The sequence below is a fragment of the Streptomyces davaonensis JCM 4913 genome (assembly GCF_000349325.1).
Classification (GTDB): Bacteria; Actinomycetota; Actinomycetes; order Streptomycetales; family Streptomycetaceae; genus Streptomyces; species Streptomyces davaonensis.
In genome coordinates this window covers 2,323,971-2,344,742 of record NC_020504.1, presented here as the reverse complement: position 1 = coordinate 2,344,742, position 20,772 = coordinate 2,323,971, and the positions used below count along the sequence as shown (strand labels likewise).

The window sequence follows — 20,772 nt, the reverse complement described above, 5'->3', positions numbered from 1 at the left end:
AGTCCGTGTTGCCGGTGGGGAGAAGGGGTGGGTGGGTTGCGGGAGTTGGCGGCGCCGTTCGTGGTGCCCGGCCCGTCCGGGGTCGCTGTCCGCGGCCGGCTCAAGCACCTGACCGCGGCGGACGAGGGGGTCCTTCGTCGGGTCGGTGACCATCTGGGTTCACTGGCCTCCCGTGATCTGAAGGCGCGGTGCACGGCCGGTGTGGAGCACGAGGGTGGGCGGTGGGCCGAACGCAAGCGCGCCCTCAGTCAGGAGTCCTCCTCGCGCTGGGCCGGGTCGATCACGAAGTCCACCCACGATCAGTGGGCACTCGCCCGCCGCGGACAGTGCGCGCACATCCAGGGCCTCGAAGCCGGGGTCAGGACGATCACGCACCGGCTGTCCCTCCCGGTCGGGGCGAAGGGCAGCAGCAAGGCTCCGGGCGGCTACGGCAGTCGGCAGGAGTGGTTCGCCAAGTCCCGCCGCCTGCGCGTGCTCGAAGACCGGCTCGACGCGGTGCGGGCCGACCGGGAGGCCGGTGTCGTGCACGTGGTGCGCGGCGGGAAGCGGCTGCTGAACACCCGGCACCATCTGGAAGCGGCGCAGCTCACCGAGGTGCAGTGGCGGCAGCGGTGGGAGGCCGGGCGCCGGTTCCTGGCTGCGGACGGCGAGTCGGGGAAGCGGTTCGGCAACGAGACCATCCGCGTCACCCCCGACGGCGAGGTCTCGATCAAGCTCCCGGCGCCGCTGGCGTACCTGGCGAACGCCCCGCACGGCCGGAACACGCTCTGTGTCCGCGTGAGCTTCGCGCACCGTGGCGGGCAGTGGGCCGACCGCGTCAGTGCCAACCGGTCCGTCGCCTACCGCATCCACGAAGACGTGCAGCGGAGCCGCTGGTACGTGACCGCCTCCTGGACGGTCCCGCCGGTGAAGACCGTGCCGTTGGAGGCTGCCCGTGCAGGCGGCATGGTCGGCGTGGACACCAACGCCGACCACCTCGCCGCCTGGCGCCTGGACGCTCACGGCAACCCGGTCGGCGCCCCGCACCGCTTCGGCTACGACCTGACCGGCACCGCCGCCCACCGCGACGCACAGGTCCGCCACGCCCTGATCCACCTGCTGCACTGGGCCGCCCGCCACGGTCTGGCCATCGCGGTCGAGGACCTCGACTTCCAAGCGGAGAAGACCCGGGAGAAGCACGGCCGCCAAAAGCGGTTCCGCAAGCTGATCTCCGGCATGCCCGTCGCCCGGCTGCGGGCCCGGCTGGTGTCCATGGCGGCCGAACTCGACATCCCCCTCGTGGCCGTGGACCCGGCCTACACCTCCCGGTGGGGTGCCCAGCACTGGCAGAAGCCCCTCACCGCCAAAACCAGGAAGACCACCCGCCACGACGCGGCAGCGGTGGCGATCGGAAGGCGCGCCCTGGGGCACCCGATCCGGCGACGGACGGCACCGCCCCCTGCTCACCGGAGTGATGAGCAGGGGCATCGGACCGTCCAGGCCGCACTGGTCGCCCCGGGGCGTGAGGAAACCCGCCCCCGTATTCCCGGACCACGGACACGCTCCGTGCCGCCCGGACACGGAGCGAAAGCGGGCAACCAGTGTGCCCAACACCGTTCGGGACACACGGCTGAGCACGGGTCCTGGCAACAGGACTCACTCCCGCTCAGCCTCTAGGAACGGTGGTTATGGGCAAGCAGCGCCCTGGCTCGCCGACGTTGGAGGAGGTCGCGGCTCGTGCCGGAGTCGGGCGCGGCACCGTCTCGCGGGTCATCAACAACGCGGCGGGTGTGAAGGACTCGACGCGCCGAACCGTCCAGCGGGCCATCGCCGAACTGGGCTATGTGCCCAATCTGGCCGCCCGTTCGCTGGCCGGGCGGCGCGCGGACGCCGTGGCGCTGGCGATGACCGAGCGGGACTGGCGGCTGTTCGGGGAGCCGTTCTTCTCGGAGATCGTCCGTTCGGTCGGCGACGCCCTCGCCGACACCTCCGTGCAGCTGCTGCTCACCCTGGTCCGCACGGACGCCGAGCGGCAGCGGTTCGTCGAGTACGCGCGCGGCGGGCGGGTGGACGGGGTCCTGCTGATGTCCGTACGGGCCGAGGACCGGCTGCCCGACATGCTTGCCGAGGCCGGACTGCCCACGGTCCTGCTCGGCCGGCGCTCGGGCGACGAGCGCGTCACCTACGTGGACGCGGACAACGTCGGCGGCGCCCGTGACGCGGTCGAGCACCTGCTGCGCGGCGGGCGCGGGCGGATCGCCGCCGTCATCGGGCCGCTCGACATGTACGTGACCCAGTGCCGGCTGCGCGGCTACCGGGAAGCGCTGGCCGCCGCGGGCCATGATCCCCTGCCCTCGCTGGTCGTCGAGGGCGACTTCACCGAGGACAGCGGTCGCCGGGCGACGGCCGAACTCCTCGAACGGCACCCGGACCTGGACGCCGTCTTCGCCGCCTCGGACACCATGGCCGCCGGAGCGCTGGGGGTGCTGCGGGCGGCCGGCCGCCGGGTGCCCGAGGATGTCGCGGTGATCGGCTTCGACGACTTCACGCTCGCCCGGCACACCGAGCCCTCCCTGACGACGGTCCGCCAGCCGCTGGAGGAGATCGGCCGGACCATGGTGCGGCTGCTGCTGGCGGAGATCGAGCAGCCGGAGGTGGCCTGGCGCCACGTCATCCTGCGGACGCGCCTGGTGGTACGGGACTCGGCGTAGGCCGCGCGCGCCCTCTGGGTTCGCAACTTTCGGGAGCGCTCCCAACCCCATTGCGCCGTACGGCCGTTGAGCGATCAAGCGGTGACCAGGCGGTTCGAAATCCCTTCGACGGATTCGCGCGTACGGGGTTGTCAGGGACATGCAGTACTCCTACAGTCGCCACCGAAACCGGTGGGGTGGGAGCGCTCCCATGATGACGGATCGGGAGCGCTCCCGGAACCCCCGCAGCACTCCCCCTGTCGAATCCGGTTACCCGCAGAGAGGCCCCCCGCATGCGTTCGTCACTGCACCGCCTCCGCACCGTCCGCGCCCTCCTCGGCGCCGTGCTCACCGCTCTGGCCACCCTGGCGGCCCTGGTCGCCGCGGGCCCACCGGCCCAGGCCGACACCACGATCTGTGAGCAGTTCGGATCGACCGTGATCCAAGGCCGCTACGTCGTCCAGAACAACCGCTGGGGCACCAGCGCCGCCCAGTGCGTCACCGCCACCGACACCGGCTTCCGGGTCACCCAGGCCGACGGCTCGGTGCCCACCAACGGCGCCCCCAAGTCCTACCCGTCGATCTTCAACGGCTGCCACTACACCAACTGTTCGCCCGGAACCGCCCTCCCCGCGCAGGTCAGCACCATCTCCAGCGCACCCAGCAGCATCTCCTACGGCTTCGTCTCGAACGCCGTGTACAACGCGTCGTACGACATCTGGCTGGACCCGACGCCGCGCACCGACGGCGTCAACGCCACCGAGATCATGATCTGGTTCAACCGGGTCGGGTCGATCCAGCCGATCGGCTCGCCGGTCGGCACCGCCACCGTCGGCGGCCGCAGCTGGGAGGTGTGGACCGGCGGCAACGGCACCAACGACGTGATCTCCTTCGTCGCCCCGTCGGCGATCAGCTCCTGGAACTTCGACGTCATGGACTTCGTCGACCAGGCCGTGGCCCGCGGGATGGCACAGCCCAACTGGTATCTGACCAGCGTCCAGGCCGGGTTCGAGCCGTGGCAGAACGGCGCCGGGCTCGCGGTGAACTCCTTCTCCTCCACGGTGAACACGGGCGGCGGCACGGACCCCGGCGAGCCCGGTGACCCGACCTGCTCGGTGGCGTACGACACCAATGTCTGGCAGGGCGGCTTCACCGCCAACGTCACCGTCCGCAACACCGGTTCGGCCGCGGTGGACGGCTGGCAGCTCGGCTTCACCCTGCCCTCCGGACAGCGGATCACGGGCTCCTGGAACGCGAACCTGTCCGGGGCGACCGGCGCTGTGGTGGCGAGTCCCGTCGCCCACAACACGCGGATCGCGGCCGGCGGCAGCCAGAGCTTCGGCTTCCAGGGCACGTACAGCGGCACCTTCGACGAACCGTCCGGCTTCACCCTGAACGGCACCGCCTGCACGGTCGCCTGATCCGTCAGGCCCCGTTCCACCCCCACACTCCCTCGCCCGCCCGGTGTGCCGTCGGCCCCGGGTGGGCGGGGGCTTCCACAGCGGACAGTTCGACGACCGAGTTCGACGACCGAGACGACCAAGACGACCGACAGGAGAACGACACGATGGCTCGACGCAGAAACCGCCTCCTCTCCTGGGCGGCGGTGCTGGCAACTCTTCTCAGCGGGCTGGGACTTGCATTACTCGGGCAGGGCAGCGCGCAGGCTCACGGCGTGGCGATGATGCCCGGATCGCGGACCTACCTCTGCTATCAGGACGCCAAGACCAGCAGCGGCGCCCTCGACCCGACGAACCCCGCGTGCAAGGCCGCGCTCGCCGAGAGCGGGGCGACGGCGCTGTACAACTGGTTCGCCGTGCTCGACTCCAACGCGGGCGGCCGGGGCGCCGGTTATGTGCCCGACGGCAAGCTGTGCAGCGCCGGGGACAAGTCCCCGTACAACTTCACCGGCTACAACGCCGCACGCTCCGACTGGCCCCGCACCCATCTGACCTCGGGCGGGTCGATCCGGGTCAAGTACAGCAACTGGGCGGCGCACCCGGGCGACTTCCGGGTCTATGTCTCCAAGCCCGGCTATTCGCCCGCCACTCAGCTGGGCTGGGACGATCTGGAGCTGATCCAGACGGTCACCAACCCGCCGCAGTCCGGTTCGGTGGGCAGCGAGTCCGGCCACTACTACTGGGACCTGAGGCTGCCGTCGGGTCGCACCGGTGACGCGGTGATGTTCATCCAGTGGGTGCGCTCGGACAGCGCGGAGAACTTCTTCTCCTGCTCCGACATCGTCTTCGACGGCGGAAACGGAGAGGTGACGGGCATCGGCGACCCGAACGGCGGTGAGCCGACCCCGACGCCGACCCCCACCCCGACTCCGACGCCCACCGAACCGCACACCGGGTGCATGGCCGTCTACTCGGTGACGAACTCCTGGAGCGGCGGCTTCCAGGGTTCCGTCGAGGTGATGAACCACGGCACGACAGCCCAGGACGGCTGGGCCGTGCGCTGGCAGCCGGGCACCGGCACCCGGATCAGCAGCGTCTGGAACGGAACGATGAGTACCGGGTCCGACGGCACGGTCACGGTGGCGAACGCCGCCTACAACCGGACCATCGCACCGGACGGCAGCACGACCTTCGGCTTCACGGCCACCTCGACCGGCAACAACTTCCCGGTCGGCTCGATCGGCTGCGTCACGCCCTGAGACCCGCCGGGTCGCCGGACCGCCCACGTGCCTCTGTCACGAGGGCGGTCCGGCACCTCGCCGTCGCACGCTTGTTTCCGTAAGCCGTCTCACAAGAATCGGATTGGACGACCGCACGGGGACAACTGCCGATACGGTACGGGCCCGGGGTCGACGGCACTCGTTGTCGAACCCCACAGTCGACGTGGAGCAGTTGTGGTGACGATCGGGTTGGCCGCGGCCATCGAGGAGCTGCGGCGAGAGCTGTATGAGGCGCAGGACCAGGGGGCTCATCAGCAGTTCGCCTTCGAGATCGAGGAAGCCGAGCTGGAGTTGATGCTGGAACTGCGCGATGACGTCAAGGGGGACGGGAAGCTCCAGTTCGGGGTGGTGACCGTGGGCGGAGAGCGCGCGCACTCCTCGGTCCGCGGGCACAAGCTGACGCTGAGGCTCCAGGTCAAGGACCGGGCTACGGGCGGAGCAATCCCGCTAATCAGTAGTGACCGGTCGGGCTCCTGGGACAGCAAGGACTGAGTTGGACCGTCGAAGACTGGCACTTGTCCGTAGTGGTGACGCTGCCGGGTTCCGCCGCGTCGGTACCGGTTACCTGATCGGGCCCCGCCTGGTACTGACGGCACGGCATGTCGTCGAGGAGAGGACGGGTGTGCCTTGGGCCAAGATCGATGTGCGCGTGGGACATCCGAGGGACCACCCCGACGTGCACGTGCGCCTGGCAGCGGTGCGCTGGACCGACCCGGAAGAGCGCGATGTCGCTCTGCTGCTGCTGGACGACGCGGTCCACGTCCCCGGTACGGTGCGCTGGGGCCGTCCCGTAGGCAACGATCCGCTGCCCTATGACAGCCTTGCGTACCCTTCGGCGACCTTCCGGGACGGGCAGCACAAGGTGGAGCACCTGAGAGGGAAACTGCCTCCTCAGGCCGGTGGGGTCGGTGCCCAGGACCTGCACGTCCTGGACCAGGATGTCGCGCCGGACCTGCGCGCGGACGGCGAGCCCGCCTGGTCGGGCGCTTCCGGCAGCGCGGTCTTCTGCTGGGAACATCTCGTCGGCGTTGTCATTCACGACGATCATGTGTTCGCCAACCGCCGTCTGCACGCCTGTCCGGCTCGGACCTTCGTCGGCGACTCCGCGTTCGTTGAACTTCTACAGGAATACGGCGATGGCCCCCCGGAGCTGGTTGACATCACCGCCTCGGAGCCGCCCTCGGACCGCGACCGGTCGGGCGGCCCCCACTCGGACATGTTGCGAGACCTGAGAAGTGGCGTCCGTCGGGACCTGAGGAAGGACGTGTATCAGCAGACGCTGCTGAGCGGGGAGTCGCTGCCTTTGAACTGCCGAGCGGCACCGGAGGAGTTCACCGGTTCGCGGAACGGTGCACGGGACTTGTCGGAGGCATTGGCGAAGGAGTCCCCGCTCGGCCTGGCAGGTTCGCTCGAGAACATCGCGGCTGTCTATCAGGAGGATCCGAAGGAGAGGCACAGCAAACTGCTGGTGCTGGGTGAGGCAGGTTCGGGGAAGACCGTCCTGATCCGGCGCTTCGCGCAGGCCCTGGTCGAAGACGATGGCTGGCGAGGACCAGTGCCGGTGATCTTCAGTCTGGGATCGTGGGACCCCTACGCCCAATCCCTGCAAGACTGGCTGGTGGACTGCCTGAAGCGGGACCATCGCTTCCTCACCAAGCCGCTCGCCCACAGCGGGACATGGGCCGGTGAACTGATCGGCCGCGGCGACGTGCTGGTGATCCTTGACGGGTTCGACGAGTTGGCGAAGGACCGTTGCGAATCGGCGCTGCGGCAGATCAGCGCAGTCGATCTGCCGCTGCTGCTGACGAGCCGTCCCGAGGCACTCAGGGGCGTCAAGCTGAACGAAGGGCTCTTTCCCGGGATCGAACTGACCGGCCTCACCCTCGACGACTGCTTCACCAGCCTCGAAGACCCGAGTGAATGGGCGCCCGTTCTGCGTAAGTTGGGGACAGACTCTGGTGAACTCGACGATGTACGGATCACCCCACTGATGCTCACCTTGGTCAAGGAATTCCCAGACGGCCTCAAGAGCCTGCGGGATCTCGAAAGGGAAGAGCTGGAGCAGCGCCTCTTGAAGGCGTTCATCAGCAGGAGGTACGCACGAGAGTTCAGCCTTACCCTCCCGGAAGGCCGACGCTGGAGCGTCGACTCCGCAGGGCACTGGCTCGGCTATCTCGCCAGGCATCTACAGCAACAGAGGCCGGACGCACAGGACATCGAGTGGTGGCAGCTGGGTACAACCATGAGTCTGCCCGCGCGCATGGTTGTCTCCGGGGGCCTGTGCGCGCTCGTGTCGGGGACGGTGGTCGCACTCGTCCACGCCCTCAGGGGCGACCTCTCGGGGGTGGTGCTCCTGACCATGATCGTGGACTTTCTGGGAACCGGACTGGCCTTCGGGCTCGCGCACGGATTCGCGTCGAAGGTCAAGGCCAGCCGCGCGTTCGAGCCGTCCCGCATGCAGATCCGATTACACGGTGGGCCCTGGACGGACAGGTTGGGGAGAGTGCGGGAGAGCTTTCTCCCCAGAGTCGGTGGCGGGCTGGCCGGCGGACTGGTCTATGGGACCGTCTTCGGTGGCGGGTCCGCGGTCTACGCGATGCTCCTGTCCTCCCCCTGGTCCTGGGTCGCCCTGGTCTTCGGGAACTGGCTCGTGACCGGGCTCCTGCTCGGACTGGCGGTGGGGATCGTCCTCGCGCTCGTGGCCTTCCTCGAGACGGACGCCAGGCCGGAGGAATCAGCCAGCGCAACGGACCTGTTGCGCGCGAACCGTACTATCGCGCTCGTTCAACTGGTCGCGGCGGGGCTGATCATCGGGCTCGGCTTCGGCGCCGCTGTCACGCGTTTCGACGGCTTCGCCATCGGCCTCTGGTCCGGGATCGCCGTCGGACTCCTGGTCATGACCGGGGTCGGCACGCTGACCGCGTGGGGCCGGTGGGTGGTTCTGGTCCGACTCTGGCTGCCCCTGTCAGGACGCCTCCCCTGGAGGATGAACACCTTCCTGGGCGACGCCCGCGCCCGAGGTGTGCTGCGCCAGGCCGGGGCGGTCCACCAGTTCCGCCACGCACGGCTGCGGGACCACCTCGCCGAGGCTCACCAGCAGGGCGAACAGCCGACGCCACCGGAGAGCCGGTGAGTGGCACGGCTCGCAGCGGCAAGCGGACGTACAGCACCGGAGCGGTGGCCCTGGGAGTCGCCGTAGGGCTCACCACCGCGCTGGGCATCGTGACGGTATGGAACTCCCCGCCCGCCTCCGCGCAGCCGGTGTCGATCAAGCTGAACTACACCTGCGCGTTCACCGGGATCGGCACCGCGCAGGTGACGATGAGCATCAGCACGGACATCCCGAGTTCACTCGAAGCCGGCGATTCCAGCCCGAGAGCGACCGTGAACGGCGTGGCGACGGTGGACCCGAGCTTTACCGCGCTGGCCCCGCTCGTCGGCGCGAGCACCCTGGAGGGCTCTGTGGACGGGACCGCCACCGTGTCCGCGCCGGAGGGCGACAGCCGCTTGTCCGTGCCCATGACGATCCCGCGGACCCCGATTCCGGCCTTCGGCGCGTTCGACATGTCGGCCAAAGGCACCGCGCCCGCCGTCACCTTCACCCGGCCCGGCAACGCGAAGGTCACCGTCGGCGACCTCGGCCTGCACCTCACCCCGAGGGACGCATTCGGCAATCCGACCGCGGTGGGCACGATGAACGCGGCCTGCACGGTGGACCCCGGACAGGACCGGGTGCTCCAGTCGCTTGTCATCAAGGAGCCGGTGAAGACGACGGGGCCCGGGACGGGAGCCGGCGGGAATGGCTCCGGAAGCTCCGACGGGGCGGCCGCGGGCACAGGGCCGGGGACCGCTCGTTCGTCGTCGGGTACGACCACCACACCGAGTCCGTCACCCAGCACCACCGGATCCGTGCCACCCCGTTCGCCGAGTCCTTCGCCGGGAGCACCGACACTCGACACGCCACGGGACGATCCGACGGGCGAGCCGGACGACAGACACGGCGACCCGGACCCCAAGCACCCGATCGCACTGGCGTTGGGCGTCCTCGTGCCAGGCATGGCCGCGGCACTGGTCGCCCTCTGCATGCACCTGAGGAAACGCCGGGCAGACGGCTGAGACGGTCCTGGCAGACCTCGCGTGCGTGGTTCAGCCGTCGGCGGAGTCCAGCGCGTCCGCGTGGCTGTTGACCGGCTGGGGTGTGCCGGTGAGGTCCAGTACGAAGAGCGGGACGCCGAGGGTGTCGGCGCGGGTGCGGGCGTCCGGGGCGTATCCGGCGAGGGAGAAGTAGGCGCAGCCGGAGGACTCCGTCATGGCTGTCAGCCACAGGCACTCCACATCCCGTACGGCGGCCGGGTGCACGGTCGGGTCGATCTGCGCCAGTAGACCGCGTGCGGCCAGGCCGATGCCGGACGGGGGCCGCTGGTCGGCGCGGCGGATGTCGCGGTAGCCGAGCCAGCGCAGATACAGCGCGGCGGCCGTGACCGCGTCCCGCGCGGTGCGGATCGTGACCGGCTGGAAGGCGGGCCGGTGCCGGGAGCGGGCCACCTCGGGCACCTCGCCGCCCGGCTCGGACAGTGTGCCCGCCACCGGGATCCGCACCACCGTCCCGCACGGGCACCCCAGCTCCGGGTGCGGCCACTGGCCGCGGCGCCCGCAGCTCGCGCACTCCACGGTCACCCAGTCCTCCGCCCACACCCGGTGCGTGACGGCGCACGGGGTGCCGCGCGGATCCAGCGGAGGGGTGACGGGGGCGCCGCAGACGCACGGATACGACGGAGCCGCGTACACGTGCTCACGTCTACAGGCCGGGCAGCACACCGCCAAGCTCTGGGGCATGAGACCCATGGTGCCGCGCGGATCCCCTGCTTGTCCGTCTCTTGACTGCCTTCGTACCCCCATCTACATTGCTTCCAGATAGTAGAAATTACTTTCCGCAATACGGAAGAGCTCACCGGCGGGGCGCGACGGGAGTGCGAATCCGACAGCCGAAGCAGGAGTACTCGATGGCTCGAATGACCGCTGCCCGCGCGGCAGTTGAGATCCTCAAGCGCGAGGGCGTCAGCACCGCGTTCGGTGTGCCCGGCGCGGCGATCAACCCCTTCTACGCCGCGCTCAAGGCGTCCGGCGGCATCCAGCACACCCTCGCCCGGCATGTCGAGGGCGCCTCGCACATGGCCGAGGGCTACACCCGCACCCACGCGGGCAACATCGGCGTGTGCATCGGCACCTCGGGGCCGGCCGGCACCGACATGATCACCGGTCTGTACTCGGCCATCGGCGACTCGATCCCGATCCTGTGCATCACCGGCCAGGCACCGACCGCCGTGATCCACAAAGAGGACTTCCAGGCCGTCGACATCGCCTCGATCGCCAAGCCGGTCACGAAGATGGCGGTGACCGTCCTGGAGGCCGCGCAGGTCCCCGGCGTCTTCCAGCAGGCCTTCCACCTGATGCGCTCCGGCCGTCCGGGACCGGTCCTGATCGACCTGCCGATCGACGTCCAGCTCACCGAGATCGAGTTCGACCCGGAGACGTACGAGCCGCTGCCCGTCTACAAGCCCGCCGCGTCCCGCGCCCAGATCGAGAAGGCGATCGGGATGCTCAACGCCGCCGAGCGGCCGCTGATCGTCGCGGGCGGCGGTGTCATCAACGCCGACGCGGCCGACCTCCTGGTCGAGTTCGCCGAGCTGACCGGCACCCCGGTCGTGCCGACCCTGATGGGCTGGGGCCTGCTCCCCGACGACCACGAGCTGAACGCCGGCATGGTGGGCCTCCAGACCTCGCACCGCTACGGCAACGCGACCTTCCTGGAGTCCGACTTCGTCCTCGGCATCGGCAACCGCTGGGCCAACCGCCACACCGGCAAGCTGGACGTCTACACGGCGGGGCGGACCTTCGTCCACGTCGATGTCGAGCCCACCCAGATCGGCAAGATCTTCGCCCCGGACTACGGCATCGCCTCCGACGCCAAGGCCGCGCTGGAGCTGTTCGTCGAGGTGGCGCGCGAGCTGAAGGCGGCAGGCGAGCTGCCCGACCGCTCGGCGTGGGCCGCGTCCGCGCAGGAGAAGAAGGCGACCCTCCAGCGCCGTACGCACTTCGACGACATCCCGATCAAGCCGCAGCGCGTCTACGAGGAGATGAACAAGGCGTTCGGTCCCGAGACCCGGTACGTCTCCACCATCGGCCTCTCCCAGATCGCCGGCGCCCAGATGCTGCACGTCTTCAAGCCGCGGCACTGGATCAACTGCGGTCAGGCGGGCCCCCTCGGCTGGACGATCCCGGCCGCGCTGGGCGTCGCCAAGGCCGACCCGGAGGCGCAGGTGGTCGCCCTGTCCGGCGACTACGACTTCCAGTTCATGATCGAGGAGCTGGCGGTCGGGGCGCAGCACAAGATCCCGTACGTCCATGTGCTGGTCAACAACTCCTACCTGGGCCTGATCCGGCAGGCGCAGCGGGCCTTCGACATCGACTTCCAGGTCAAGCTGGAGTTTGAGAACATCAACTCTCCGGAACTGGGCGTCTACGGTGTCGACCATGTGAAGGTCGCCGAGGGCCTCGGCTGCAAGGCGATCCGGGTCACCGACCCGGCCGAGCTGGGCGCCGCCCTGGAGCAGGCCAAGAAACTCGCCGCCGAGTTCCAGGTGCCGGTCGTCGTCGAGGCGATCCTGGAGCGCGTCACCAACATCTCCATGTCGACCACCAATGACATCAGCAATGTCGTGGAGTTCGAGGAGATCGCGACCGAGCCCGGCCACGCGCCGACCTCGATCAAGACGCTGAAGGTCTGACCCGCAGGTCGGACAGGGCGGCCCAACCCGGGGGGTGGGCCGCCCTTTTGGCATGCCCCCGTACCGGCTTGAGGTCCGCCGCACACCCCCGTGTCGGCGGGCCTCAAGCCGCCCCCGTTCTTTCCGGGCCGACCGGACACCCCTGACCGGTGTGCGGCCCGCAGGGGCCCGCCGCCCCCGTGCCGGCGGGCCCCGTGTAGACGAGAATGTGCCCGCGCCCGGGGGTGGTTGAAGCCCCCGGGCGCGGGTTCAGAGGTTGATTTGAGGGTTGCGTAGCCGGTCTACGGTCGGCGGCGTAGGCGGCTCACGCCTCGTGGGCCCCGTGGGACTCGTGGTGCTCCGAGAGGCCCGGCCAGTCGTCGGGGCCGCCGCCCTGCCATTCGATCAGGTCGGACTCCGCTACGTCGGTGACGTAGAGGTCGGCCAGCCGCAGGAACTCGGCGACGTCGTCGACGTGCGAGGCGATGCCCAGCGTCTCGTCGCCCGCGGTGACCCGCCGGGATCCGTCCAGGGCGGGGGAGTGGACCACGATGTGCGGTTGCTGCGTCGGTTGTGCCATGCCTTCAGCCTCCTGCGCGCGGGGCCGTTCCGCACCCCGGGAACGCAGAGCAGCGCCGGATACGGGACCGTCCGTATCCGGCGCTGGTTCGTTTCGGGACCGCGGCGGTGGCGACGGAGCCCGAATCGCCCTTCCCTCTGGTCGAGAAGGGGTTCGGTTCCTTCACCACCGCACTGGCTCGCACACCGCCGCGGTCCTCACCCTGCCCGCGCCCGCCGTCCGCCGGTCGACCACCCCTCATCCGGGTCTCTCGGCTCGCGCGGACGCGGTCAGGGAGTCTTTCAGTCCTCGCGCAGGGCGCGGACCGCCTCCTCCACGCGCCTGCCGTACTCCGGATCGGCGGCATGGAAGTGGGCCAGGTTCTTCTCGATCACGTCGTTGCGGGAGACCTGGGCGAGGCCGCCGGCGATGTTCGCGATCAGCCGGGACTTCTCCTCCGCGGACATCAGCCGGTACAGCTCACCGGCCTGGAAGAAGTCGTCGTCCTTGGTGTGCTGCGGGGCCTCGTGGGTGCCGGTGTGGCCGGTCACCGCGAGCGGGGCGGACAGCGGACGGCCGGTCTCGGCGGGGCCGTCGTAGGAGTTCGGCTCGTAGTTCTTGGCGTACCGGCCCTGGGAGTTGGACGCCATGAGACCGTCCCGGCCGTAGTTCCGCGCCGTCGTGGCCCGCGGGGCGTTCACCGCGAGCTGGGTGTGGTTGACGCCCAGGCGGTAGCGGTGCGCGTCCGCGTAGGCGAACAGACGGCCCTGGAGCATCTTGTCGGGGGAGGGGCCGATGCCCGGAACGAAGTTGTTCGGGGAGAACGCGGCTTGCTCGACCTCGGCGAAGACGTTGTCGGGGTTGCGGTCAAGGACCAGTCGGCCCACCCGCCGGAGCGGGTAGTCGGTGTGCGGCCAGACCTTCGTGAGGTCGAAGGGGTTGAAGCGGTAGCCCGCCGCCTCGGCCGCCGGCATCAGCTGGACATACAGCGTCCAGGACGGCTTCACGCCCCGCTCGATGGCCTGGAGCAGATCCGTCTGGTGCGAGTTGGGGTCCTTGCCCGCGAGTTCGGCGCCCTGCTCGGCGGTCAGGCAGCGGATGCCCTGGTCCGTCTTGAAGTGGTACTTGACGAAGTAGGCCGCGCCCTCGGCGTTGGTCCACTTGTAGGTGTGCGAGCCGTAGCCGTTCATGTGGCGGTACGACGCCGGGATGCCGCGGTCGCCCATCAGCCAGGTCACCTGGTGCGTGGCCTCGGGGGCGTGCGCCCAGAAGTCCCAGACGTTGTCCGGCTCCTGCTTGCCGGTGAACGGGTCGCGCTTCTGCGAGTGGATGAAGTCCGGGAACTTGATCGGGTCCTTGATGAAGAACACCGGGGTGTTGTTGCCGACGAGATCGTAATTGCCCTCTTCGGTATAGAACTTGACCGCGAACCCGCGCGGGTCGCGGACCGCGTCCGCGCCGCCGAGGCTGTCGGCGACCGTCGAGAAGCGCAGGAACACCTCGGTGCGCTTGCCGACGGCGTTCAGGAAGTCGGCGTGGGTGAAGCCGGTGACGTCGTCGGTCACCTCGAAGTGGCCGTAGGCGCCGCTGCCGCGGGCGTGCACCACGCGCTCCGGGATGCGCTCGCGGTTGAACCGGGCGAGCTTCTCCAGGAGGTGCTGGTCCTGGAGGAGGAGCGGGCCGCCGATGCCGGCGGAGGCGGAGTTCTGGTTGTCGGCGACCGGGGCGCCGGACTCGGTCGTGAGCACGCGCTTCGACATCGGGACCTTCCGTAACGGTGTCAGCGGAAAACAGTTTCCGCTTGGTGGAGCCTAGGTTTGGGGCAATCCCAGCGTCAACAGTTTGTTGAAGTGGATTCCGGGCGACGCCGCCGCCTGGGCGCGACAGGACAGTTGTCAGCGGCGACGCCGCCCGGAGGTCTGTGTCAGGCCGTCAGGACCAGGGGTCTCAGACCTGCGCGCCGGAGAGGCGCTCGACCGCGCGCAGCAGCGCGGAGTGGTCCAGGCCGCCGTCGCCCTGGGCGCGCAGGGAGGCGACCAGCTGGGCGACCACGGCGCCGACGGGCAGGGCCGCGCCGACATTGCGGGCGGCGTCGGTGACGATGCCCATGTCCTTGTGGTGCAGATCGATCCGGAAGCCCGGCTTGAAGTCCCGCTGGAGGAAGTTGTCCTTCTTGCGGGTCAGCACGGTCGAGCCCGCGAGGCCGCCGTTGAGCACGTCGAGGGCGGCCGTCAGGTCCACGCCCGACTTCTCCAGGAAGACCACGGCCTCGGCGCACGCCTGGATGTTGACGGCGACGATCAGCTGGTTGGCGGCCTTCACGGTCTGACCGGAGCCGTGCGGACCGCACAGCACGATGGTCTTGCCGAGCGCCTCGAGCACCGGCTCGGCCTCGTCGAAGTCGGCCTGCTCACCGCCGACCATGATCGACAGTACGGCCTCGATGGCCCCGGCCTCACCGCCGGACACCGGGGCGTCGAGCACCCGGATGCCCTTGTCCTTCGCGGCCTTCGCGAGGTCGACCGAGGTCTGCGGCGTGATCGAGGACATGTCGATCAGCAGCGCGCCGGAGCGGGCGTTGTCCAGGATGCCGTCCGGGCCGTAGGCGATCGCCTCGACCTGCGGGGAGGCGGGCACCATCGTGATGACGACATCGGCGTCCTTGACGGCTTCGGCGATCGAACCGGCGGCCCTACCGCCGGCCTTGGCCAGCCGGTCCAGCTTGTCCTGCTCCAGCGTGAAGCCGGTGACGTCGTAACCCGCCTTGATCAGGTTCTCGGACATGGGCGAGCCCATGATGCCGAGGCCTATCCAGGCAATCGCCGGGCGGGTCGGGTGGGAGGAATCTGCGAGGGTGCTCATGAGGGTGTGCCTTTCGGTAAGGGGGTCAGCGGGGCAGCCAGTCGAAGGCCTCGGCGCTCGGGCGGTCGCCCGGCTTGTACTCGAGGCCGACCCAGCCGTCGTAACCCGCCTTCGTCAGCTGGTCGAGGAGGTCTTCCAGCGGGAGCGCGCCGGTTCCTGGAGCGCCTCGGCCGGGGTTGTCGGCGATCTGGACATGGCCGGTCTTCGCGGCGTAGCGCTCGATCACCGACGGCAGGTCCTCGCCGTTCATCGACAGGTGGTAGAGGTCCATCAGGAACCTCGCGTTGCCGAGGCCCGTGGCGTCGTTGACCTTGTCCACGATGCCCACCGCTGCGGGCGCGCTGACCAGCGGGTACAGCGGCGACTCCGGCTTGTTCAGCGCCTCGATCAGCAGGATCGCGCCGATCCGGTCGGCGGCGCGGGCGGCGAGGGCGAGGTTCTCCAGCGCCAGCGCGTCCTGCTCGGCCGGGTCCACGCCCTCGACGCGGTTGCCGTAGAGGGCGTTGAGCGCCTTGCAGCCCAGCGACTGCGCGAAGTCCGCCGTCACGTCGATGTTGGCGCGGAACCGCTCCGACTCCTCGCCCGGCACCGACAGGGCGCCGCGGTCCGGGCCCGGGAGCTGTCCGGCGTAGAAGTTCAGGCCCGTGAGCTGGACGCCCGCGTCCTCGATCGCCTTCTTCAGTGCGTCGAGCTCGGACTGCTCGGGGGTGGGGGAGTCGATCCAGGGCCACCACAGCTCGACCGCGGTGAAGCCGGCCGCGGCGGCGGCCGCGGGGCGCTCCAGTAGCGGGAGTTCCGTGAAGAGGATCGACAGGTTGACGTTGAAGCGCTGCTCTGCGAATCCCATCTCGCGGCGCTCCCTTCCGTGTCGAGATTCCGTATTGCGGAAGTTAGTTTCTGCGTATTGGAAGATTGCCGGTGGGTGTGCGGGCTTGTCAAGAGGGCTCGGCGGAATGCGGTGGCGCGCGTTAGGTTGAGCGCGTGCGACTGAGAGTGGAATTCACGACCGAGCCCTTCGATCTCGACGAGGCCCCCGCGCATGCGCTCGTGGCCCGTGAGGTCGTGGAGGCCGCCGAGCTGGACGCGGTGGATGTCGGGCCGTTCGGGAACACCGTGGAGGGCGGCGCGGACGCCGTGCTCACCGCGGTGGACGCGCTGCTGCGCAGGACCCTGGAGTCCGGCGCCACCCGTGTCTCGCTCCAGATCAATGTGCTCGGGGAGGGCGGGCGGTGAACGACGAGTCCTTCATCGCGGCCGTGAAGCCGCTGGTCGACGCCATGGGCGGCGAGATCCTCCCGCCCGACGAGGCCGGCGCGGACGACGTCGTGCTGTCCTGGGAAGGGGCTGATGTGGTCGCCGTACGGCTGCCGCAGCTCGCCGACTCCCTGGATCACATCCTGGCCGCCATGGAGCGCAAGAAGGGCAAGCCCCTCGCCGAGCTGGACCGCAAGGCCAAACAGGAAGTCGTACGGATACTCGAGGCGCGTGGCGCCTTCTCCGTGCGGCACGGCGTGGAAACCGTGGCCGGCGCCCTCGGCGTCAGCCGCTTCACCGTCTACAACTATCTGAACCGGGAGAAGGAGGGCTGACGGGCCCGCCCGGGTGACGGAGGCCGCCCAGGGTGCCGGGGCCGCCCGGTTTTCCGTTACCCGGAATTTTCAACAAAGTGTTGACGTGGTGTCGCGCAGGGCGTTAGCTATCGGCAGCCCGTTCAGCACAAGGCCACGGAGGCTCCCGTGACGTCCACATCCACGCCGGGCCTGATCCGGTTCAACGCCCTGGAGCAGCAAGCGGCCCGCGCCGAACTGCACGAGGCGTGCGCCTCCCGGGCCTGGGCCGAGCGGCTCCTCGCCGCCCGCCCGTACGCGTCCGCCGAAGACCTCTACATCGCCAGCGACGCCGCCACGGCCGCGCTGACCCCCGTGGACCTCGACGAGGCGATGGCCGGCCACCCGCCGATCGGCCGCCCCAAGCCCGGCGACCCGACCTCGGCCCGCGAACAGCGCGGCATGGCCGGTGCCTCCGAGGAGCTCAAGGCCGAGATGCTCGAACTGAACCTGGCCTACCAGGAGAAGTTCGGCCATGTCTTTCTGATCTGCGCCACCGGCCGGACCGGGGAGCAGATGCGCGACGCGGTGAAGGAACGGATCGGCAACGGCCCGGAGCAGGAGCGCGAGATCGTCCGCACCGAACTGGGAAAGATCAACCGCATCCGACTGGCCCGACTCGTCGAAGAGGAAGCCTGACCCCATGAGCACCAGCACCACCGCCTCCGTGTCCACGCACATCCTGGACACCTCCGTCGGCCGGCCCGCCGAGGGCGTCGCCGTCCAGCTCTCCGCCCGCTCGGGCCGGGACGCGGACTGGCAGGCGCTCGGCGGCTCCGCCACCGACGCGGACGGCCGGTGCAAGGACCTCCCCGCCCTGCCGGAGGGGACCACCCACGTACGGCTCGACTTCGCGGTCGAGGCGTATTTCGAGAAGAAGCAAGCCGCGGTCCAGCAGGACGCCCCCGCGCCTCGGGACAGCGGTGCCGGTGTGTTCTTCCCGGAGGTGGCGATCACGTTCGCCGTCGTGCCGGGCGAGCACTACCACGTGCCGCTGCTGCTCAACCCGTTCGGCTACTCCGTTTACCGAGGGAGCTGACCGACAACATGACCCGTTTCGTCCTGGGACAGAATCAGTACGGCAAGTCCGAGAACCGCGTCGTCAAGATCACGCGTGACGGCGACACGCACCACATCAAGGACCTGAACGTCTCCATCGCCCTCTCCGGCGACATGGAGGAGGTCCACCGCAGCGGTTCCAACGCGAACGTCCTGCCGACCGACACCACCAAGAACACGGTGTACGCCTTCGCCAAGGAGTACGGCATCGACAGCGCCGAGGGCTTCGGCGTCAAGCTCGCCCGCCACTTCGTGGACGACAACGAGCCCATCCACCGGGCCCGTATCCGCATCGAGGAGTACTCCTGGGAGCGGATCGAGACCTCGCAGGGCGGCGCCCGCTTCGTCGGGGCCGACGAGATCGCCCACTCCTTCGTCCGCAAGGGCCAGGAGACCCGCGTCGCGCAGATCACCTACGACGGCCACGGCATCCAGGTGCTCTCCGGATTCAAGGACCTCACCGTCCTGAACACGACCAACTCCGAGTTCTGGGGCTTCCTGAAGGACAAGTACACCACCCTCCAGGAGGACCACGACCGGATCCTCGCCACCACCGTCTCCACCTGGTGGCGGCACAACTGGGACGGCATCGACTCGCACGCCCCCGACTGGGACCGCTCGTACAACGGGGTGCGCAAGCACGCCCTCCAGGCGTTCGCCGAGACCTACTCGTACTCGCTCCAGCAGACCCTCTTCGAGATGGGCGTACGGGTGCTGAACACCCGCGACGAGGTCGACGAGATCCGCTTCTCGATGCCCAACAAGCACCACTTCCGTTCGGACCTGTCCCCCTTCGGGCTCGACAACGAGGCCAAGGACGGAGCCGTCTACTACGCCGCCGACCGCCCCTACGGGCTGATCGAGGCCACCATCCTGCGGGACGGCGCCGAGCAGCTCATCCCGGTCGACATGACCAACCTGTAAGCGACAACTCCCTCTCTCGGCACCCGCGGCCGGGCCTTGTGAACCCGGCCGCGGCACTCAAATCCCCCGGGTCCTGCCGTGCCCTCTCCACCACAGCGCAAAGGACGAACCATGGCAGCAGACCAGCGCATCGTCATCGAGAACTGTGCGATCGCCACCGTCGACGCCCACGACACCGAGCACGCCTCCGGTCACGTCGTCGTACGCGGCAACCGCATCGAGTCGCTGGGGGCCGGCCAGGCGCCCGAGGGCCTGGAGAACGTCGTACGGCGCATCGACGCCACCGGCCATCTGGTGACCCCCGGCCTGGTCAACACGCACCACCACTTCTACCAGTGGATCACCCGGGGCCTGGCCACCGACCACAACCTGTTCAACTGGCTGGTCGCCCTGTACCCGACCTGGGCACGCATCGACGAGCAGATGACGTACTCGGCCGCCCAGGGCTCGCTCGCCATGATGGCCCGCGGCGGAGTCACCACCGCCATGGACCACCACTACGTCTTCCCGCAGGGCTCCGGCGACCTGTCCGGCTCGATCATCCGCGCCGCCCGCGAGATGGGCGTCCGCTTCACCCTCGCCCGCGGCTCCATGGACCGCAGCGAGAAGGACGGCGGCCTGCCCCCGGACTTCGCCGTCGAGACCCTGGACGGCGCCCTCGCCGCCACCGAGGCCACCGTCAAGGAGCACCACGACGCCTCCTTCGACGCGATGACCCAGGTCGCGGTCGCCCCCTGCTCACCGTTCTCCGTGTCGACCGAACTCCTTCGTGACGGAGCCGAGTTGGCCCGCCGGCTCGGGGTACGACTGCACACTCACGGCTCGGAGACGGTCGAGGAGGAGCAGTTCTGCAAGGAGCTGTTCGGCATGGGCCCGACCGACTACTTCGAGTCCACCGGCTGGCTCGGCGAGGACGTGTGGATGGCGCACTGCGTCCACATGAACGACTCCGACATCGCCGCGTTCGCCCGGACGAAGACCGGTGTGGCGCACTGCCCTTCGTCCAACGCCCGCCTGGCCGCAGGCATCGCCCGCGTCCCCGACATGCTCGCGGCCGGTGTCCCCGTCGGCCTCGGCGTCGACGGCACCGCCTCCAACGAGTCCGGCGAACTCCACACCGAACTGCGCAACGCCCTGCTCATCAACCGCCTCGGCGCCCACCGAGAGGCCGCCCTGAACGCCCGTCAGGCGCTGCGCCTCGGCACCTACGGCGGCGCCCAGGTGCTGGGCCGCGCCACCGAGATCGGCTCGCTGGAGCCGGGCAAGCTGGCCGACCTGGTGCTGTGGAAGCTCGACACGCTGGCCCACGCCTCCATCGCCGACCCGGTCACCGCGCTGGTCTTCGGCGCCGCCGCCCCGGTCACCGCCTCGTTCGTCAACGGCGAGCAGATCGTGGCGAACGACCGGCTGCTCACCGTCGACGAGGACGCCATCGCCCGTTCCACCCGCGAGCAGGCGCAGCGTCTCGCGCGGATCGCCGCGCAGGGCTGACCCGTTGAAGATCTCCGGCTGAGAGGGACGGCTCTCGGCCGGTGGCCGTGGACCCGAGCGGGGTCCATGGCGGCCGTCTCCGGGGCGCGCATGGACGTGCGCGCCCCGGAACGGCCTCCCGTCCCCCTCTTTACCGGTCCCGCACGACCGCGCA

At 69.6% G+C, this 20,772-nt stretch carries 19 protein-coding genes; 14 read left to right on the top strand and 5 right to left on the bottom strand.

Annotated features, from left to right (window positions below; genetic code table 11):
* Positions 1 to 27: 27 nt before the first annotated feature.
* The 7 genes from BN159_RS10270 to BN159_RS42800 all read left to right on the top strand — a co-directional run bounded on the left by BN159_RS10270 (position 28) and on the right by BN159_RS42800 (position 9,465).
* The gene (locus BN159_RS10270) at positions 28 to 1,656 is read left to right on the top strand and encodes a transposase (RefSeq protein ID WP_015656888.1); all 1,629 of its coding nucleotides are present in this window, start codon (positions 28 to 30) and stop codon (positions 1,654 to 1,656) included.
* A gap of 11 nt (positions 1,657 to 1,667) precedes the next feature.
* Positions 1,668 to 2,690: a LacI family DNA-binding transcriptional regulator gene (locus tag BN159_RS10265; protein WP_015656887.1), complete on the top strand. Its 1,023-nt coding sequence runs from the start codon at positions 1,668 to 1,670 to the stop codon at positions 2,688 to 2,690.
* A gap of 272 nt (positions 2,691 to 2,962) precedes the next feature.
* Positions 2,963 to 4,090 carry a GH12 family glycosyl hydrolase domain-containing protein gene (locus BN159_RS10260; protein ID WP_015656886.1) on the top strand — a complete coding sequence of 376 codons (1,128 nt, stop codon included), beginning with the start codon at positions 2,963 to 2,965 and terminating at the stop codon, positions 4,088 to 4,090.
* A 146-nt stretch (positions 4,091 to 4,236) separates the two neighbouring features.
* The gene (locus BN159_RS10255; RefSeq protein ID WP_015656885.1) at positions 4,237 to 5,328 is read left to right on the top strand and encodes a lytic polysaccharide monooxygenase auxiliary activity family 9 protein; all 1,092 of its coding nucleotides are present in this window, start codon (positions 4,237 to 4,239) and stop codon (positions 5,326 to 5,328) included.
* Between the two features lie 198 nt (positions 5,329 to 5,526).
* Positions 5,527 to 5,841: a trypco2 family protein gene (locus tag BN159_RS10250; RefSeq protein WP_231905599.1), complete on the top strand. Its 315-nt coding sequence runs from the start codon at positions 5,527 to 5,529 to the stop codon at positions 5,839 to 5,841.
* On the top strand, positions 5,807 to 8,482 hold the full coding sequence (locus BN159_RS10245; RefSeq protein ID WP_157901090.1) for an NACHT domain-containing protein: 2,676 nt from the start codon (positions 5,807 to 5,809) through the stop codon (positions 8,480 to 8,482). The genes BN159_RS10250 and BN159_RS10245 overlap by 35 nt, the downstream gene beginning before the upstream one ends.
* Positions 8,479 to 9,465 (top strand): DUF6801 domain-containing protein, encoded by a 987-nt coding sequence (locus BN159_RS42800; protein WP_015656882.1) that lies wholly within the window; start codon positions 8,479 to 8,481, stop codon positions 9,463 to 9,465. The genes BN159_RS10245 and BN159_RS42800 overlap by 4 nt, the downstream gene beginning before the upstream one ends.
* Positions 9,466 to 9,495: 30 nt before the next feature.
* Here BN159_RS42800 and BN159_RS10235 read toward each other — a convergent pair whose 3' ends face one another.
* Complete coding sequence (locus tag BN159_RS10235) at positions 9,496 to 10,194, bottom strand: hypothetical protein (RefSeq protein WP_015656881.1); 699 nt, start codon at positions 10,192 to 10,194, stop codon at positions 9,496 to 9,498.
* 158 nt (positions 10,195 to 10,352) lie between these two features.
* Here BN159_RS10235 and gcl point away from each other — a divergent pair, with 158 nt between their 5' ends.
* Entirely contained in the window at positions 10,353 to 12,137 is a 1,785-nt protein-coding gene (gene gcl / locus BN159_RS10230; RefSeq protein ID WP_015656880.1) for a glyoxylate carboligase, read from the top strand.
* Between the two features lie 304 nt (positions 12,138 to 12,441).
* Here the strand turns inward: gcl and BN159_RS10225 are convergent, their stop codons facing one another.
* From BN159_RS10225 to BN159_RS10210, 4 genes are all read right to left on the bottom strand, one after another.
* Positions 12,442 to 12,696: a hypothetical protein gene (locus BN159_RS10225; RefSeq protein WP_015656879.1), complete on the bottom strand. Its 255-nt coding sequence runs from the start codon at positions 12,694 to 12,696 to the stop codon at positions 12,442 to 12,444.
* 281 nt (positions 12,697 to 12,977) lie between these two features.
* On the bottom strand, positions 12,978 to 14,435 hold the full coding sequence (locus BN159_RS10220) for a catalase (protein WP_015656878.1): 1,458 nt from the start codon (positions 14,433 to 14,435) through the stop codon (positions 12,978 to 12,980).
* Between the two features lie 187 nt (positions 14,436 to 14,622).
* Complete coding sequence (locus BN159_RS10215) at positions 14,623 to 15,537, bottom strand: 2-hydroxy-3-oxopropionate reductase (RefSeq protein ID WP_015656877.1); 915 nt, start codon at positions 15,535 to 15,537, stop codon at positions 14,623 to 14,625.
* 25 nt (positions 15,538 to 15,562) lie between these two features.
* Positions 15,563 to 16,384 (bottom strand): TIM barrel protein, encoded by an 822-nt coding sequence (locus BN159_RS10210; RefSeq protein WP_015656876.1) that lies wholly within the window; start codon positions 16,382 to 16,384, stop codon positions 15,563 to 15,565.
* A gap of 134 nt (positions 16,385 to 16,518) precedes the next feature.
* Here BN159_RS10210 and BN159_RS10205 point away from each other — a divergent pair, with 134 nt between their 5' ends.
* From BN159_RS10205 to BN159_RS10180, 6 genes are all read left to right on the top strand, one after another.
* Entirely contained in the window at positions 16,519 to 16,770 is a 252-nt protein-coding gene (locus BN159_RS10205) for a thiamine-binding protein (protein WP_015656875.1), read from the top strand.
* 44 nt (positions 16,771 to 16,814) lie between these two features.
* Positions 16,815 to 17,126, top strand: a complete 312-nt coding sequence (locus tag BN159_RS10200; RefSeq protein ID WP_051113638.1) for a helix-turn-helix domain-containing protein — start codon at positions 16,815 to 16,817, stop codon at positions 17,124 to 17,126.
* Between the two features lie 147 nt (positions 17,127 to 17,273).
* The gene (gene uraD, locus BN159_RS10195; RefSeq protein ID WP_015656873.1) at positions 17,274 to 17,783 is read left to right on the top strand and encodes a 2-oxo-4-hydroxy-4-carboxy-5-ureidoimidazoline decarboxylase; all 510 of its coding nucleotides are present in this window, start codon (positions 17,274 to 17,276) and stop codon (positions 17,781 to 17,783) included.
* 4 nt (positions 17,784 to 17,787) lie between these two features.
* Positions 17,788 to 18,183 carry a hydroxyisourate hydrolase gene (gene uraH / locus BN159_RS10190; RefSeq protein ID WP_015656872.1) on the top strand — a complete coding sequence of 132 codons (396 nt, stop codon included), beginning with the start codon at positions 17,788 to 17,790 and terminating at the stop codon, positions 18,181 to 18,183.
* An 8-nt stretch (positions 18,184 to 18,191) separates the two neighbouring features.
* Positions 18,192 to 19,127: a factor-independent urate hydroxylase gene (gene pucL / locus BN159_RS10185; RefSeq protein WP_015656871.1), complete on the top strand. Its 936-nt coding sequence runs from the start codon at positions 18,192 to 18,194 to the stop codon at positions 19,125 to 19,127.
* 111 nt (positions 19,128 to 19,238) lie between these two features.
* Positions 19,239 to 20,618, top strand: coding sequence for an 8-oxoguanine deaminase (locus tag BN159_RS10180; protein ID WP_015656870.1), 1,380 nt, complete (start codon positions 19,239 to 19,241; stop codon positions 20,616 to 20,618).
* Positions 20,619 to 20,772: the final 154 nt, after the last annotated feature.

Bases quoted from the DNA above. Each gene is read 5' to 3' on its own strand.
- gcl (WP_015656880.1), top strand. From the start codon at position 10,353: ATGGCTCGAATGACCGCTGCCCGCGCGGCAGTTGAGATCCTCAAGCGC.
- BN159_RS10210 (WP_015656876.1), bottom strand. From the start codon at position 16,384: ATGGGATTCGCAGAGCAGCGCTTCAACGTCAACCTGTCGATCCTCTTC.
- BN159_RS10235 (WP_015656881.1), bottom strand. From the start codon at position 10,194: ATGGGTCTCATGCCCCAGAGCTTGGCGGTGTGCTGCCCGGCCTGTAGA.
- BN159_RS10215 (WP_015656877.1), bottom strand. From the start codon at position 15,537: ATGAGCACCCTCGCAGATTCCTCCCACCCGACCCGCCCGGCGATTGCC.
- BN159_RS10180 (WP_015656870.1), top strand. From the start codon at position 19,239: ATGGCAGCAGACCAGCGCATCGTCATCGAGAACTGTGCGATCGCCACC.
- pucL (WP_015656871.1), top strand. From the start codon at position 18,192: ATGACCCGTTTCGTCCTGGGACAGAATCAGTACGGCAAGTCCGAGAAC.
- BN159_RS10260 (WP_015656886.1), top strand. From the start codon at position 2,963: ATGCGTTCGTCACTGCACCGCCTCCGCACCGTCCGCGCCCTCCTCGGC.
- BN159_RS10225 (WP_015656879.1), bottom strand. From the start codon at position 12,696: ATGGCACAACCGACGCAGCAACCGCACATCGTGGTCCACTCCCCCGCC.
- BN159_RS10220 (WP_015656878.1), bottom strand. From the start codon at position 14,435: ATGTCGAAGCGCGTGCTCACGACCGAGTCCGGCGCCCCGGTCGCCGAC.
- BN159_RS10200 (WP_051113638.1), top strand. From the start codon at position 16,815: ATGGGCGGCGAGATCCTCCCGCCCGACGAGGCCGGCGCGGACGACGTC.
- BN159_RS10265 (WP_015656887.1), top strand. From the start codon at position 1,668: ATGGGCAAGCAGCGCCCTGGCTCGCCGACGTTGGAGGAGGTCGCGGCT.
- uraH (WP_015656872.1), top strand. From the start codon at position 17,788: ATGAGCACCAGCACCACCGCCTCCGTGTCCACGCACATCCTGGACACC.
- BN159_RS10255 (WP_015656885.1), top strand. From the start codon at position 4,237: ATGGCTCGACGCAGAAACCGCCTCCTCTCCTGGGCGGCGGTGCTGGCA.